General features: G+C 40.6%; 14 protein-coding genes. 5 read left to right on the plus strand and 9 right to left on the minus strand.

The window, feature by feature from the left end; translation table 11 throughout:
- Positions 1-45 precede the first annotated feature (45 nt).
- The 3 genes from ED557_11150 to ED557_11160 are packed head-to-tail and all read right to left on the minus strand — an operon-like array spanning position 46 to position 2,424.
- Complete coding sequence (locus ED557_11150) at positions 46-1,842, minus strand: membrane protein insertase YidC (protein ID RNC83251.1); 1,797 nt, start codon at positions 1,840-1,842, stop codon at positions 46-48.
- 11 nt (positions 1,843-1,853) lie between these two features.
- Positions 1,854-2,288, minus strand: coding sequence for a ribonuclease P protein component (rnpA, locus tag ED557_11155; protein RNC83252.1), 435 nt, complete (start codon positions 2,286-2,288; stop codon positions 1,854-1,856).
- Complete coding sequence (locus ED557_11160) at positions 2,266-2,424, minus strand: 50S ribosomal protein L34 (protein ID RNC83253.1); 159 nt, start codon at positions 2,422-2,424, stop codon at positions 2,266-2,268. The genes rnpA and ED557_11160 overlap by 23 nt, the downstream gene beginning before the upstream one ends.
- Before the next feature lie 224 nt (positions 2,425-2,648).
- On the opposite strand from ED557_11160, the gene ED557_11165 reads away from it, so the two are divergent.
- The 3 genes from ED557_11165 to ED557_11175 all read left to right on the plus strand — a co-directional run bounded on the left by ED557_11165 (position 2,649) and on the right by ED557_11175 (position 7,422).
- Positions 2,649-2,957 (plus strand): GIY-YIG nuclease family protein, encoded by a 309-nt coding sequence (locus tag ED557_11165; protein ID RNC83422.1) that lies wholly within the window; start codon positions 2,649-2,651, stop codon positions 2,955-2,957.
- Between the two features lie 241 nt (positions 2,958-3,198).
- Positions 3,199-6,579, plus strand: coding sequence for a preprotein translocase subunit SecA (secA, locus tag ED557_11170; protein ID RNC83254.1), 3,381 nt, complete (start codon positions 3,199-3,201; stop codon positions 6,577-6,579).
- Between the two features lie 96 nt (positions 6,580-6,675).
- The gene (locus tag ED557_11175) at positions 6,676-7,422 is read left to right on the plus strand and encodes an ROK family protein (protein RNC83255.1); all 747 of its coding nucleotides are present in this window, start codon (positions 6,676-6,678) and stop codon (positions 7,420-7,422) included.
- Positions 7,423-7,438: 16 nt separating this feature from the next.
- Here the strand turns inward: ED557_11175 and ED557_11180 are convergent, their stop codons facing one another.
- The 6 genes from ED557_11180 to ED557_11205 all read right to left on the minus strand — a co-directional run bounded on the left by ED557_11180 (position 7,439) and on the right by ED557_11205 (position 11,783).
- Positions 7,439-8,521 carry a hypothetical protein gene (locus tag ED557_11180; protein ID RNC83256.1) on the minus strand — a complete coding sequence of 361 codons (1,083 nt, stop codon included), beginning with the start codon at positions 8,519-8,521 and terminating at the stop codon, positions 7,439-7,441.
- 87 nt (positions 8,522-8,608) lie between these two features.
- Positions 8,609-8,998, minus strand: coding sequence for a VOC family protein (locus ED557_11185; GenBank protein RNC83257.1), 390 nt, complete (start codon positions 8,996-8,998; stop codon positions 8,609-8,611).
- A complete protein-coding gene (locus ED557_11190) occupies positions 8,991-9,458 on the minus strand; it encodes a DoxX family protein (protein RNC83258.1) in 468 nt (155 codons plus the stop codon). Before ED557_11190 ends, ED557_11185 begins: the two co-directional genes overlap by 8 nt.
- A gap of 249 nt (positions 9,459-9,707) precedes the next feature.
- On the minus strand, positions 9,708-10,160 hold the full coding sequence (locus ED557_11195) for a MarR family transcriptional regulator (protein RNC83259.1): 453 nt from the start codon (positions 10,158-10,160) through the stop codon (positions 9,708-9,710).
- Positions 10,161-10,219: 59 nt separating this feature from the next.
- Positions 10,220-10,771, minus strand: a complete 552-nt coding sequence (locus ED557_11200) for a carboxymuconolactone decarboxylase family protein (GenBank protein RNC83260.1) — start codon at positions 10,769-10,771, stop codon at positions 10,220-10,222.
- Between the two features lie 133 nt (positions 10,772-10,904).
- Positions 10,905-11,783, minus strand: a complete 879-nt coding sequence (locus ED557_11205; protein RNC83423.1) for a LysR family transcriptional regulator — start codon at positions 11,781-11,783, stop codon at positions 10,905-10,907.
- 75 nt (positions 11,784-11,858) lie between these two features.
- Between ED557_11205 and hutH the strand changes: the two genes are divergently transcribed.
- Entirely contained in the window at positions 11,859-13,427 is a 1,569-nt protein-coding gene (gene hutH, locus ED557_11210; protein RNC83261.1) for a histidine ammonia-lyase, read from the plus strand.
- Positions 13,405-15,075, plus strand: coding sequence for a urocanate hydratase (locus ED557_11215; GenBank protein RNC83262.1), 1,671 nt, complete (start codon positions 13,405-13,407; stop codon positions 15,073-15,075). Before hutH ends, ED557_11215 begins: the two co-directional genes overlap by 23 nt.
- Positions 15,076-15,078: the final 3 nt, after the last annotated feature.

The raw sequence follows: 15,078 nt of genomic DNA on the forward strand, positions 1-15,078 counted from the left end.
CGTTATTCAACAGAGGTGAAAGAATAACGATTAACGAAAAGGAAATCATGATGCTTTAGCAACCGCAGCCTGATGAGTACTTTTATTAATGTACAACTGCTGAACAATAGAAAGCAGGTTGAAAATCAGATAATACAAGCTCAATCCTGATGCAAAGTTGTTGAAGAAGAACAATAGCATTACAGGGAGGAAGTACTGCATAATTTTCATCTGCTGAGCCATAGGGTTATTAGACCCTCCGGTAGTAGCAGAGCTTGTGAGCCTGCTTTGTAACATCATAGAAGCCGACATTAATAATACTAAACCCGCGATTTGGTCTCCCAGGAAAGGAATAGAAAAAGGAAGATCAATGATATAATCCGGTGCAGAAAGATCACTTACCCAAAGGAATGGCTCTTGCCTAAGAAGGATAGAGTTTTGGAAAAATCTCCATAGAGTAATAAGGATAGGAAACTGCAGAAGCATCGGTAAACAACCTCCAAGAGGGTTTACTTTATTCTTTCTATACAAATCCATAGTAGCTTTTTGTTGCTTTTGCGGATCATTTTTGTACTTGTCCTGAATTTCCTTCATTTGAGGTTGGAGTTCCCTCATTGCAGCCATACTCTTATAACTCTTAATGGTAAGAGGGGAGAGTATCAGCTTAACAGAAGCAGCAAAAATGATGATTAGTAATCCATAGTTGGAAATAAACCCACTGAAAAAAGTGAAGAAAGGGATTACCACAAATCGGACAAAAGGATCAGAGAACCATCGTAGCCAACCATATCCAACTTCAACCATGTCAAAAGCATGCTCGTTGAAGTCTTTAACGTCATAATATTTCATTGGTCCCATATAAAGGCGATACGAAACTATGCCGTCAGAAGGGATGTCAGAAGTAATTGCCGTTGAGTATCGGTGATCAGTTAAAGGATCATCTACTTCACCATTAATTTCTCCTCGTAAATAAGCGCCATCAGTAGGGGTAGTCGGTTGTATGATTTGTGCAAAGAACTTTGTTTTACTCCCTACCCAGTCAATATTTCCATTTACACTTTGTTCAACTACCCCATTATCATCATCAAAATCGTCTGCTTTAACTTGCTCCAATTCACCGCCGGCATAGAAATAAGCGGAGGTTCCCAGGGCTTCCTGAACTCGATCCAACTCTGTAAAGTTTAGTGGAGAATTCCATCCAAAATCTACAGCTCTACCTATTATATAATCCCTTATACCAACAAATCGAATATCCAGGTCAACTTCATAGCTATCCCCGAAAAATAAATACGTGTATTGGAGTGTTCTTCCATCTCCAATATCCAATACATAAGTAAGCTCTTTGCTATCCCCTTCAACTACCGTTAATGAGCTCCCAGCATTTACTTGCCTGAAATTGAGATTCTGAGTTTCCACGTTATAATTCTCAGTGGATAAAAACCCAATATTATATGCGGACCTGGTAGTATCTCGAATTAGCTGAACAGGTTTACCATCCCAGGTTTTATGATCCTTCAAAATAAATTTTGAAGGTCCTCCACCTTTGGTAGTAAAAACAGCGGTATAAAGTGGGGTCTCAACAGTGAACTCCGAAATCGTGGAATCCTGATTCGAAGAAAACATACCTACAATGGAAGCCTCATCGTCTTCGTTTTCTGCTTCGAGCTGGGTTGTAAGTTCCTGTTGCTGGATTTGTTGTTCTTCCCTAAGCAGTTCCTGCTGTTCTACAAAAGCGAGGCTGTCCTGAATAGCTTGTTGCCGACGCTGTTCGGCCATTTGTTCTTCTGAAGGCATGGTAAAATAGAACCAGCCAAGCATGAGAAGGAAGATGAGTGAAAATCCGATTACGGTATTTTTATCCAAAGTAAAGCGGGTTAGAGTTCGTTTTTATTTGACGAAAGCAGGCGACTACGCAATTTGGTAAGCAGGGTTACCATATCGTTTTCAACTGTAGCAAAATCCAGGCCATTAACCCGGGTAGAAAAAACTATATGCATAGATTTCTCAGCACGCTGCAATTCCTCGCTAAGCAAATGTCGATTAAGTCGATATGCTTCTCTTAATAATCGTTTGCAACGGCTGCGTTGAATGGCATTTCCAAGTTTCTTGGATGCTATAAAGCCAACTTTGTACTCTCTTGGGTCAGAATCAAATTCGACAAATCGGGCATTAATTGAATCGGTGAGAATGTAATTTCGGCTTCCAAAGATGCGCTCGAAATTCCTTCTGCCCCTTAGAATGTGAGATTTTGGAAGGGTAAATCTTCGAGAAGAAGGAGCAATTAAATTACTTTGCTCCTTTTTTCTCATCACTTACAGTAAGCTTATGGCGACCTTTAGCACGTCGTCCAGCAATTACTTTTTGTCCGTTTCTAGTGGACATGCGCTCACGGAATCCGTGCTTGTTTTTGCGCTTTCTATTACTTGGTTGAAATGTACGTTTCATGAATCAGGATAATTAACTTTCAAATTCGATATCCAAAAAGGCTTCAAATATAAGGAGAAAATCCTGCAAAACGAATATGAATTGTAGGAAATTTATAAGTTTGTTTTAGAAGTCAGTCCACGAATATAGAAATCTAGACCCCTGCCTTCGCAGGGGTGACAATTTAAACGAGGGCTAAGGAACAAAAAGTTGTAAGGAATACTGAGCCTAAGGGTCTTATGATTATGAAAGAAGGCTTTGTATACATACTGCCAAACGTCCAAAGAACCGTTCTCTATACCGGTGTTACCAGTGATTTAGTAAATAGGGTTTATAACCATAAACAGGGGAATGGTTCGGTTTTTACATCAAAGTACAATGCTTATTTACTTTTGTATTATGAAATACATCAAGATATGTACCAAGCAATAGTTAGAGAGAAGCAAATCAAAAAGTGGAAGCGAGAGTGGAAATTTAACTTGATTAAGTCTGGTAATCCTGAACTAAAGGATCTATGGGGTGAAATACTCCCTGAAGGAAGATTCCATTTTTAGTTTTCTTTTAAGTCATTCCCGCGAAGGCGGGAATCTAGATCAAAGTTCTTTGCATTCTGTTCGAATACACTTTCTACCTTTACTGTAGAAGCGGCACTAAATAAAGAGCTAAGCGCAAAATCAACATGTCATATAAGCTGGTTTGGCGTAATATTTGTTTAAAGGGCTATAGTCGCATTGAAAGAACCTTAGTATAAGGTTAACTTGAATGCTTAATTAAACCCGACTCCACAAGAGATTTATGATTGATAAAGTAGGAAAGCTCATTACCAAAATATTTGGGTCGAAAAGCGATAAGGACATCAAAGCCATTCAGCCGATTGTTGAAAAAATCAAATCATACGGCCCCGAAATGGAGAAATTGAGTGATGATGAGCTGAAAGGAAAAACACACGCATTCAAAAAACAAATAAAGGATGCTACCCAGGAAACAAGGGATCAGATTGATGAAATAAAGCAAAAGCTGAACAATATTGAAGAGCTTTCTCCAGCCGAACACAGGGTACTTGCGGAAGATTTAGATGATCTTGAGCAACAAGAATTAGATATCATTGAAGACGTACTCAATGACATATTGCCCGAAGCTTATGCGGTACTAAAAGATACCTGCCGTCGATTTGTCGGTAAAAGCTGGAAAGTAGCAGGTGATGAGATTGAGTGGAACATGATTCCTTACGATGTGCAATTAGTAGGTGCCATTACATTACATCAGGGGAAAGTAGCCGAAATGAAAACGGGAGAGGGTAAAACCCTGGTAGCTATTTTCCCGGCCTATCTTAATTCCCTTGCCGAAAAAGGAGTTCACGTAATTACTGTGAACAACTATCTGGCTAAACGTGATGCTGAGTGGAATGAGCCCATTTTCAATTTCCATGACATTTATGTGGATTGTATCGACCGGTATGAGCCCAATACCGAGCAAAGAAGAAAAGCTTATCGGGCAGACATTACCTATGGTACCAATAACGAGTTTGGTTTCGACTACTTGAGGGATAACATGGTAATTGGTCAGGAGCAGTTGGTGCAAACTCAGCATCACTATACCATAATTGATGAGGTTGACTCCATTTTAATTGACGAAGCACGAACCCCGTTAATTATTTCAGGTCCGGTACCACACGATAATAAGTCGGACAAGTACGTAGAGATGAAGCCAAGGGTAGAATCGTTGGTGGCTGCTCAAAAGAAGTTGGTTGCTCAATTAGTCCAGGAAGGTCAAAAATATCTGGATGAAGGTAATGAGGAAGAAGCTGGTTTAGCCCTATTTAGAGCTCAAAGAGGTTTTCCAAAGAATACTCGTTTCCGCAAAATGCTTCAGGAACCAAGTATTCAAAAACTCATCCAGAAAACGGAGTCTTTCTACTTGGCAGATAATGCTAAAAACATGCCTATCGTAGATGAATATCTATACTATGCGGTGGATATGAAGCTCAATTCTATCGAGATGACTGAGAAGGGGCGGGAATTCATCACTATGAAAAACGAGGATACCGAATTTTTCGTTATCCCTGATCTGGGTCTAGAAACTTCAGTAATTGAGAAAGAGATTGAAGGCCTTGAATCAGAAAAGGTTGAAGAAGTAAAAGCCCTAGAGTTAAGTGACACTTACCAGGATAAAAAGCTTGATGAAGCGAAAGCGGAAATTCGTCAACTAAGAGAACAAAAGTTCAGTGAGCTTCATCGCTTGTTTGCAGAACGCGGGGACAGAATTCATACAGTAAACCAGCTGTTAAAAGCATATACCAATTTTGAGAAAGAGGAAGAATACATCGTTCAGGATGGTAAGGTTCAAATTGTAGATGAGCATACAGGTAGGGTGCTCTCGGGAAGGCGTTATTCTGATGGCTTGCACCAGGCAATTGAGGCAAAGGAAAATGTAAAAGTTGAAGCGTCAACCCAGACCTATGCGACTATTACGCTCCAGAACTACTTCAGAATGTATCACAAGCTTTCCGGAATGACTGGTACTGCCGAAACAGAAGAAGGAGAATTCAACGAGATTTATAAACTGGATGTAGTTGTTATTCCAACTAACCGACCTATTCAAAGGGACGATAAAGAGGACTTGGTATTCAAAACCAAGCGAGAAAAGTTTAAAGCCTCTATCGACAAGGTTCTAGAATACCACAAGAAAGGACAACCAGTATTGGTTGGTACTACCAGTGTTGAGGTTTCTGAAACCATGAGTAGAATGCTCAAACGAGCAGGTATTCCTCACAACGTACTTAATGCAAAACAGCATGCAAAGGAAAGTGAGATTGTAAAGCAGGCAGGTCAGCCCGGTGCCGTTACAGTGGCTACTAATATGGCGGGTAGAGGTACTGATATTAAACTGGCGCCCGGTGTTAAAGAGAATGGCGGTTTGGCAATATTAGGAACAGAGCGACATGAGTCACGACGAATTGATTTGCAGCTTCGAGGACGTTCCGGTCGTCAGGGAGATCCCGGAGAGTCTCAGTTTTATGTTTCTCTTGAGGACAAACTCATGTCACTTTTTATGAGCGATCGTGTGGCTGGAGTGATGGATAAATTAAGCTTCGAAGAAGGAGAGGTAATTACTCACCCATGGATTACCAAGTCTCTTGAAAGGGCGCAGTCTAAAGTGGAGCAAAACAACTTCAGCATAAGAAAGCGTCAGCTGGAATACGACGATGTATTAAATAACCAACGGAATGTAGTTTATGCTCGAAGAAAGCACGCCCTTCTTGGTGATCAGTTACGTACCGATATCCTGGGAATGCTTGAAGAGTTTGTGGAAGATTTGGTTGCCAATCATGTAGCGACAGGAGATTATGAGGGACTTCATGCAGAGGTTCTAAGAAACTTAGCCGTTGACGTAGAGTTTGATAACGATAAGTGGCGTGAAATGGATGAGTCTCTACTTGTAGACATGATTATTGAGCGTGCACTAGAAGTATATAAGCGGAAAGAAGAAATGATGGCTAAGCCGCTTTATACAGTGATGAAGAAAATTACGGAGTCAAATCCGGATAGACGGCCCGATAAGGTTCAGGTAATTTTTACCGACGGAATTCGTCGAATGCGTGTGGTGGTAGATGTAGAAGCTGCTCTAGAAAACGAAGGAAAGGAAGTAGCTCTTGCTCTGGAAAAAGCAGCGGTATTATCAGTTATTGATGATAAGTGGATGCAACACCTACGCGAATTGGACTCCGTGAAAGAAGGTATTGGTTTAAGGTCTTTTGCACAGAAAGATCCACTCCTTGAATACAAGCGAGAAGCCTTTGATATGTTTAGGCAACTTATCGACATGATAAACCAGGAAGCTATTTCATTAATCTGGAAATCATATCCTGAGGCTCAGGCTGGTGAACTTCAGCAGGCTCAGCAGCAACGTTCCAGATTTGACACCAGTAAAATGCAAACTCAACATGCTGATTCAACAGGTATGGGACTTCAGGCGCCACAACAGCCGATTAACGGAGACCAACAAAGGCCGTCAGGTCCAAATGTAAAACGGAAACCTGTTGCAATAGCCCAGGAGCCTGGAAGAAACGAGGTTGTTACTATCCAAAATATGAGTACCGGAGCAACAAAAGAAGCCAAGTGGAAGGTAGCGAAGCGACTGGTTGATGAAGAAGGTTGGATATTGGTTGAGAAGTAAAAAGGCGGCCATTTCTGGTGAAAATTAATATTGGTTTTTAGTCTTCATTCCTTATCATTGGAGCCCATGTTAAGAAATTGTTAACTCACTCAGCTCGTGGAAGTTCTAGGCATTGATATAGGGAGTAAAGGCATTAAAGGGGCGATCGTTGATGTCGTTAAGGGAGAAATCGTATCAGGGAAAAAATCCACGGATATAATAGAGGATACCCGCCCACATAAATTGATTTCTAAACTGCATAAAGTAGTAAAGAAGTTTGACTGGAAAGGTCCTGTGGGATGTGCATTTCCAGCTGGAGTTCATAAGGGAATCATTCTTTCAGGGGATCAGGTGAATAAGGCCTGGATTGATGCTGATGCCGAGCACCTTTTTTCTGAAATCACGGGGTGTAAGGTTAATGTGATAAACAAAACAGACGCGATGGGTATAGCCGAAATGACTTTCGGTGTAGGTAAAAAAACAAACGGTACGGTTGTTATCCTGAATGTAGGTTCAGGATTTGGGACATCCATTTTTGTAGATGGTCAACTAGTTCCAAATACAGAACTGGGAAAGATCGAAATTAAAGGGCTTCGTATTGATCAGCGCGCTTCAAACAAATCAAGAAAAGAAGAAGGGATTTCAAGAAAATCCTGGGCAAAAAGACTTCAACCCGTGCTGGAGCATTATCAAGATTTATTTCATCCCAGGATGTTCATAATGGCAGGTCAGATTAGTAAGAAGCCAGAAAAGACCCTTCCTTATATAAAATTAAATACAAAGTTTAAGCCGGCAGAATTCGGGTACGATGCCAGTATTGTAGGGGCTGCTTACTATGCAGCTGTGAAACAAAAGCTGATCTGAGATCCGGATCAGTACTTTACTTTAATCTGTCCAAGGCTTCTTTAGATTCCTTGTGATCTTTGTCGTTAGAAAGAGCCGTTTGATAATGGGTCTTAGCTATTTCTGGATTATTTCTTTTTTCATAAATAGTACCCAATCGATAGTAAGTCCAGGCTTTGAAGTTGTCAGTCAAATCCAGGTCGGCGTTCAAAAAACGATTTAAATATTCTTCTCCTTCATCAAGGTAGCTTCCGGAAATTGCTGCTAGCCGACCAATTTGATAATAGGTGTTATAGTATTCAGAATCTGCTTCGAGGGCATTTTGATAAGCTTCATAGGCCTCTTCATATTGGCTGTCTCTCTGAAGTGCGTTACCAAGATTATTATAGATTGCCGCAGTCGTATCATTAACAGCGAGTTGTTTTTTTGCTATCTCTGCAGCTTTTCCATACTCCTGGTTATTAAAATGGAAACTGTACAAGCTATAATAAGGCCTCATTAGCTCAGGATAGGATTCAATGGCTTCATTATAGTTTTGAACAGCTTTTTCGTCTTCATCAAAATAAGAGTACACTCTACCCCAGGCGATATATCCCGCTTCTTTTTCAATTTCAAAAATGGCTTTGGCTTGTTCCTCAGCTTTGTCCCTTCCCCCACCTACAAATTTTGGTGCCTGTAAATAATATTCCATAGCACTTTCTCGAGCTTCCACATTGGAGGGGTCATATTCAATAGCCTTTTCGTAATTCTTTTTGCTATTCCTGGCCAAGCCCGGGAGTTTTAGCTTTGGAGCATTTTGAGCTCTCCTCCCAAAAGAATGCCCCAACCACATATGGTATTTGGAATTTCCTTTTTCGTATTTGGCTGCCTGTTCAAACGATTTGGTAGCATCTCCAAACTCTTCCATATCAAATAGAATTCTTCCCAGGTAAAAATTAGCTTCTGAATCTGACTTATTTGATTTCAGGTAGTTTTCAAAAAAGGATTTGGCTTGCTCCAATTGTCCGTCTTCAAAAAGGTCGACGCCAGACTGGATGCCAGTTTGGCCCTGTGCAGAAATAGTTAGAAAAAGTAAGAAGAGAAAAGGAGTAAGAAAGCGAAGTGTTTTAGGAAGCTTCATGCCATAAAGTTTTTTTAAAAGATGAAACGACTACGCTTCTTATCCATTGCGGTTTCGAAACCAAAAGATTTTGACCAAAGAAAAGCCTTAAGACTTAGACCACAAGGCTACCCTGTTTCCCTCGGTATCTTCGATTACAGCCATATACCCATGATCTTCTGATATTTGTCGCTTAGGAATGAACACTGAACCCCCTGCTTCTTCAACTTTATCCAAAGCAAGTTGTAAATCAGGGTCGGCATCGAAATAGATTAAAGGGCCGTGAGTATTACTTGGAGCATACCATCCTTCGGCATGCCAAACCAGTGCTCCACTTACATTACCGCTTTCCCCGGGAAATACTTCCATTTTAAAACCGTCTCCTAAATCCATACTGGCCAGTTCAACTCCCAGGATTGTAGAGTAAAATGCTTTGGCTCTTGTAATGTCAGAGACTGGTAATTCAAACCAGGCCAGTGTGTGTTTTTTATCACTCATTTTCTTCTTTAGTATTTAGTTTAGAATGAATCCATCCGTCAATGGAGTATTTCCCTCCTCCGGAAATTAAGACGATCAAACAGAGGCCAATCACTAAAAGATGAAGTTCAAAGCCCTCACCTCGTCCGGGTTCGGAATACCAGTTCATAAAGAAATGACTTCCGGTTACAAAGTAAATAGCACCTAGCATAACAGCGATAATACTCCCAGCTGAAAACCTTGATAAAAAACCAAGTATCAGGGCGATGCTCCCAAAAAACTCAGCTACAGCGACCAGGAAAGTGATAAAGAAGGGTATCCCAAACCATTGCTCAAAAGATTTCATTACAGGAGTAAGGCCATGTCCTCCCCAAATACCAAGAATTTTTTGCGCTCCATGAGGAAATATGACAAGCCCAATAGTAATACGGGCAATTAGAGGTGAGATAGACGGTGTGGTTTTAAAAAATTTAGAAAGCATGGATGTATAATTATATAGATGCTATTAAATCTTTACATATAGTTTATTGCATTTTTTGGTGAACCTTATGTGTTTCTGTCAGCTGTTAATGGTTATTGGTGAATTATCTTTCCAATAACCATTACCGAATAACGCATAAGGTCAGTAAGTAACTATTGTGTAATAATTCATTGTACTTTATATAATGTATTCCAAATTCCTCATACCAATTATTAACGGAGATAAATAGGTATTAAAAGATGTAACTCCTTAGGAGGTAATCTTTTCCAGCAAATCATTTAACTGTTTTGCTTCATCTTCGCTTAGCTTATCGAAAATGGCGTCCAGGTTATTGAGCTTTGTATCAATGGTGGAAAGCAAATAAAGTCCATCAGAACTAATAAAAACCTGCACTTTTCTACCGTCGTGTGGGCATGGTCTTTTGGTAGCAAGTTTTTTTGCAACAAGTCGGTCAACAATGCGGGATGTGTCCGACATTTTATCAATCATTCGGTCGCAAATATCGTTAGTAGAAAGTGGCTCTCCATCCGCGCCCCTCAAAATCCTTAAGATGTTGAATTGCTGTTGGGTCACATCAAACTGGTCCAGGAATTCCTTGATCTCGTTTTTTAACCAACCTGAAGTAAGGAGGAGGTTAACCCGAAGTTTATGAGATTCGTTATAGAATTTAGTTTGTTGTATTTGTTCGCTTGCTAGTGCCATGTGATTAATATAAAAAAGATCAGCCCTATGGACTGATCTTTTATGAGGTCATTAATGCATCAAGCTTCAACTAGTTCTTCAAGAGGTTGAGCCTGAGGAAAATCAATAGGAACTTGAGTAGTTCCATGGATGAAATTGCTAATCATTTTATCACCAATCACCATGATGATATCAACAAGGTTAGCTTCGTTGTAGCCAGCTTCAAATAAAGCTTCTATTACTTCGGCATCTGGCTTACTTCTGTTGATTACTGAGTTTTGTACATACTTAGCCAGAGCATCAAACTTAGGATTGAAGTCGACTTCTGCTCTTCGGATGTCAAGAATTTGTTCGTCAGAAAAGCCATTCATTTTACCAATAGCGGTATGAGCAGATAAGCAGTAGTAGCATTGATTTACTTCGCTAACTACCAGGTTAATAATTTCTCTCTCTTTTGCTGAAAGAGTGCTTTTCCTGCCTTGAAGGGCTAAGTAATCACCGAGAGCGGTATCGTTATAAGCGTAAGTAGCGTATAGGTTAGGTACAAAACCAACCTTTGATGTCAAGTTATCAAAGATAGCCTGGTTAGCTTCTGTTACTTGTTCGCGAGTTGGTACATTGAAAGTTTTCATAATAATATCGTTTGTTGTGTTTGAAATAATATTTAAGATGGAATAATGTTAAAGGTTAAACTTTAATGTTACAACATTAAAATAATAGAAAAGCTTTATTGATTCAATAAGGGCTAGGCTAAATAATTGTTATTTATAAGTAATCTAGAATTTTATCAAGAATTGGATTCCTATTGTTTTCCTTCCAAATGGCAGAAAGTGTAGTTCTTTGAGGAATTTTGTCTAGCTCTATAAACTTTATGTCCAGGGAAAAACCATGCTTTAATGAAGTGGGTACAATACCTATTCCAAGATTACTTTCAACAAGACGAAAAATAGTACTGGCATGCACAGACTCATGAGCAACCTGTGGAGTAAATCCCTGGTCTTCAAAAATGCTCATGATTTTCTCGAAATACCCATGGCTGTATTGGCTTGAAAAAAGAATAAACTTTTCATTTTGAAGGCTCTTTACCGTAGTAAATTCTTTAGAAGAAATGGGATGACTTGAAGGGAGAACAAGAGAAAAGGTTTCCACATGAACGTCAAGTTTCTTTAGACCATCAGGTAATCGAAGAGTTCGAATGAAGCCAAGGTCGAGTTCATCTTTTTGAATACGTTCTACCTGATCTTTATTAGGTAACTCCGTTAAAACAGAATGTACTCCGGGTGAATCCTTATTTATTTGGGACAGAAGTTGGGGTATAACCACTTGCATAGCAGAACCAACAAAGCCTATTCGAATCTCTCCTTTCTCCCCTTGCTGAATGAGTCGAATATTTTCAGTTATAAACTCCAATCGGTTAACAACAAAATCTATTTCCTCAAGCAAATAAGCACCTGCAGGGGTTAATGAGACATTTCTTTTATCTCGATAAAGGAGCTCTGCTCCAACATACTGTTCCAACTGCTTTAACTGCCTGCTAAGTGCAGGCTGAGTAATGAACAATTTGTCAGCGGCCTTTTTGAAGTGAAGCTCACGACCCAAAGTTTTGAAATAGTGAAGATGTCGGAGTTCTATTTGATTACCCATAGTAATCAATATATGCATATAAAGAATTACAAAACATTAATACCATTCTCTACTTTCCATAAGAAGGACTAAGCTATGGCCATATTTAATCTAGGAGTAGACACTGCAACAATTCAGGATGTAGTAGATATCTGCTACGGGAATAAGTCTATCCGTTTATCTGATAAAGCCAGAGAGAGAATCATACAAAGCTCTAATCATGTAAATTCGATTGTTGAATCCGGGGAAGTAGTATATGGAGTCAATACAGGATTTGGACCGTTATGCAGTACTGTGATTTCCAGAGAGAATACAGAAAAACTTCAGGATAATTTACTAAGGAGTCATAGTGTTGGCGTAGGGAATTCTATTTCGCCTATGATTGCAAAGGCAATGTTGATACTAAAGGCTCATAATCTGAGCCTGGGTTATTCCGGGATTCGATTAGAGACTTTAGAAAGAATTCTCTTTATGATTGATCACGACCTGATTCCTGAGGTACCTGAACAAGGTTCAGTTGGGGCATCAGGAGATCTTGCTCCACTAGCACATCTATTCCTTCCCTTAATCGGGTTGGGCAAGATTTATCACAAAGGGGAGTACAGGGATAGTAAAGAGGTTCTTAAAGACTATTCCCTTGAACCAATTACTCTTAGTGCCAAAGAAGGATTAGCTCTTATAAACGGAACCCAATTTATAGCAGCGCATGCAGTTTGGGGAGTGTACAATTTCCATTATTGCTTAAATGCTGCAGATATAATTGGAGCAATGAGTTTAGAGAGTGTATTAGGTAGCGTTAGTCCCTTTGATCAGCGCCTACACATTACCAGGCCTTTTGAAGGTTCATGTTTTGTTGCTCATCGGTTGAGAGCTTTGCTAAATAATTCAGAAATGGTGGCCTCCCATGAAGATTGCGGAAGAGTTCAGGATCCCTATTCTATTCGATGCATGCCTCAGGTACACGGAGCGAGCAGAAATGCCTGGCTACACACCAAGCAAATGCTGGATATTGAAATTAACTCTGTTACAGATAACCCTATCATTTTATCTGAAAAGGAAGCCATAAGTGGTGGGAATTTCCACGGACAGCCAATGGCTCTTCCCTGCGATTATCTAACCCTTGCAGCACACGAAGTAGGTAATATTTCAGACAGGCGATCTTATTTATTGCTCGAAGGAGGTCATCACGGCTTGCCTAAACTACTCATGCATGATATTGGCCTAAACTCTGGCTTTATGATACCGCAATACACTTCAGCTGCTTTAGTAAGCGAAAACAAAGCACTGTGTTTTCCGGCTTCAGCCGATAGTGTTCCTACATCACTTGGCCAGGAAGATCATGTAAGCATGGGTTCGATCAGCTCCAGGAAGCTTAACCAGGTCGTGGAAAATGTAGAAAAGATTCTAGCTGTAGAATTAGTGAATGCCGCACAGGCCTTTGACTTTAGAAGACCAATGAAATCCGGGCCCATTCTTGAAGCTTGCCATGAACTGGTTCGAGACCATATCGATCATGCAGATGAAGACCGCGTTTTTGCAAAGGATATAGCAAAGGCATTGGGGCTTATCCAGACACACCAGCTGTCCAAAACTGCTGAAGAAATAGCCAATAAACAGAACATAGATTTAAACGGATCATACAATGAGCACTTCCGACTTTATTAATGAGTTTGTACAGCATCCAAACTATAAAACACCGATAGGTACAAAGCTACATGCAAAGAACTGGCAAACAGAAGCTCCGCTTCGAATGCTGCTTAACAATTTAAATGCTGAAGTAGCCGAAGACCCGGAAAGCCTGATTGTTTATGGAGGTAATGGGCAGGCAGCAAGGGATCGCAAATCACTAGAAAAAATCGTGGAATGCCTGTTAGATTTAGATGAACATCACAGCTTGCTTGTTCAATCAGGAAAACCGGTAGGAGTTGTAAGAACCCATCCTGAAGCCCCAAGGGTATTAATAGCTAACAGTAATTTGGTGCCGGAGTGGGCCACCTGGGACCATTTCAATGAATTAAAGGAACGTGGGTTAATGATGTATGGGCAGATGACCGCTGGCTCCTGGATTTATATAGGAACCCAGGGCATTCTTCAGGGCACGTACGAGACCTTTGTGGCTTGTGGGCAAAAGCACTTTCATGGAAATTTGAGAGGCAGGCTTTTAGTGACAGGTGGTTTAGGTGGTATGGGAGGAGCTCAGCCGCTTGCAGCTACAATGGCCGGTGCTACTTTTCTAGGTGTAGATGTTGACCCTTCTCGAATTGAAAAGAGACTAAAAACCAGGTACATCGATAGGATGACCGATTCCTATTTTGAAGCCATTCGATGGATCATGGAAGCTAAAATCAAAAAAGAGAATCTGTCAGTTGGCTTGGTTGGAGATATCGGAGATGTGCTGGAGCGATTGATTGAAAATGGGATTACTCCTGATATATTAACAGACCAAACCTCCGCGCATGACCCCATTAATGGCTATATCCCAAACGGGTACTCTCTTGAAGATGCGAAACGATTGAGGGATACTGATCCAAAGATCTATGAGCAGAAATCAATAGCAAGTATGGCCCGTCATGTAAGACATATGCTTACGCTAAAGGAAAGGGGAGCGATAACCTTTGACTATGGGAACAACCTTAGAGCATATGCCCAAAAAGGGGGAGTTGAAAATGCTTTCGACTTTCCCGGTTTTGTTCCCGCTTATATCCGTCCTCTTTTCTGTGAAGGGAAAGGTCCTTTTAGATGGGCAGCACTATCGGGTGATCCGGAAGATATTTATGTAACTGATCAGGCTTTGATGGAAGCTTTCCCTGAACACACACACCTCATTAACTGGTTAACACAGGCTAAAGAGAAGATTGCCTTCCAGGGTTTGCCCTGTCGTATTTGCTGGTTGGGAATGGGTGAAAGGGAAAAAGCGGGATTAATATTTAATGATCTGGTTCGAGCAGGCAAGGTAAAAGCTCCGATTGTAATCGGAAGAGATCACCTGGATTGTGGTTCGGTTGCATCGCCAAACCGGGAAACAGAAGCTATGAAAGATGGAAGTGATGCAGTAAGCGACTGGCCATTGTTAAACTTAATGAGTAATGCCACTGGCGGTGCTACCTGGATCAGCTTTCACCATGGTGGAGGTGTAGGAATGGGTTTTAGTCAGCATGCCGGAATGGTCGTTCTGGCAGATGGTACTGATAGGGCAGAAGCCTGTTTAAAAAGGGTATTATTTAACGATCCAGCTATGGGGGTTTTTCGGCATCATGATGCAGGATACGATTTAGCAACCGAAGTAGGTGAGAAACATAATCTTTTGCTCTAAGGG

Origin of the sequence: Balneola sp., from assembly GCA_003712055.1 — a bacterium.
Classification (GTDB): domain Bacteria; phylum Bacteroidota; class Rhodothermia; order Balneolales; family Balneolaceae; genus RHLJ01.

Bases quoted from the DNA above. Each gene is read 5' to 3' on its own strand.
- rnpA (RNC83252.1), bottom strand. From the start codon at position 2,288: ATGAGAAAAAAGGAGCAAAGTAATTTAATTGCTCCTTCTTCTCGAAGA.
- ED557_11160 (RNC83253.1), bottom strand. From the start codon at position 2,424: ATGAAACGTACATTTCAACCAAGTAATAGAAAGCGCAAAAACAAGCAC.
- ED557_11165 (RNC83422.1), top strand. From the start codon at position 2,649: ATGAAAGAAGGCTTTGTATACATACTGCCAAACGTCCAAAGAACCGTT.
- secA (RNC83254.1), top strand. From the start codon at position 3,199: ATGATTGATAAAGTAGGAAAGCTCATTACCAAAATATTTGGGTCGAAA.
- ED557_11180 (RNC83256.1), bottom strand. From the start codon at position 8,521: ATGAAGCTTCCTAAAACACTTCGCTTTCTTACTCCTTTTCTCTTCTTA.
- ED557_11185 (RNC83257.1), bottom strand. From the start codon at position 8,998: ATGAGTGATAAAAAACACACACTGGCCTGGTTTGAATTACCAGTCTCT.
- ED557_11190 (RNC83258.1), bottom strand. From the start codon at position 9,458: ATGCTTTCTAAATTTTTTAAAACCACACCGTCTATCTCACCTCTAATT.
- ED557_11195 (RNC83259.1), bottom strand. From the start codon at position 10,160: ATGGCACTAGCAAGCGAACAAATACAACAAACTAAATTCTATAACGAA.
- ED557_11200 (RNC83260.1), bottom strand. From the start codon at position 10,771: ATGAAAACTTTCAATGTACCAACTCGCGAACAAGTAACAGAAGCTAAC.
- ED557_11205 (RNC83423.1), bottom strand. From the start codon at position 11,783: ATGGGTAATCAAATAGAACTCCGACATCTTCACTATTTCAAAACTTTG.
- hutH (RNC83261.1), top strand. From the start codon at position 11,859: ATGGCCATATTTAATCTAGGAGTAGACACTGCAACAATTCAGGATGTA.
- ED557_11215 (RNC83262.1), top strand. From the start codon at position 13,405: ATGAGCACTTCCGACTTTATTAATGAGTTTGTACAGCATCCAAACTAT.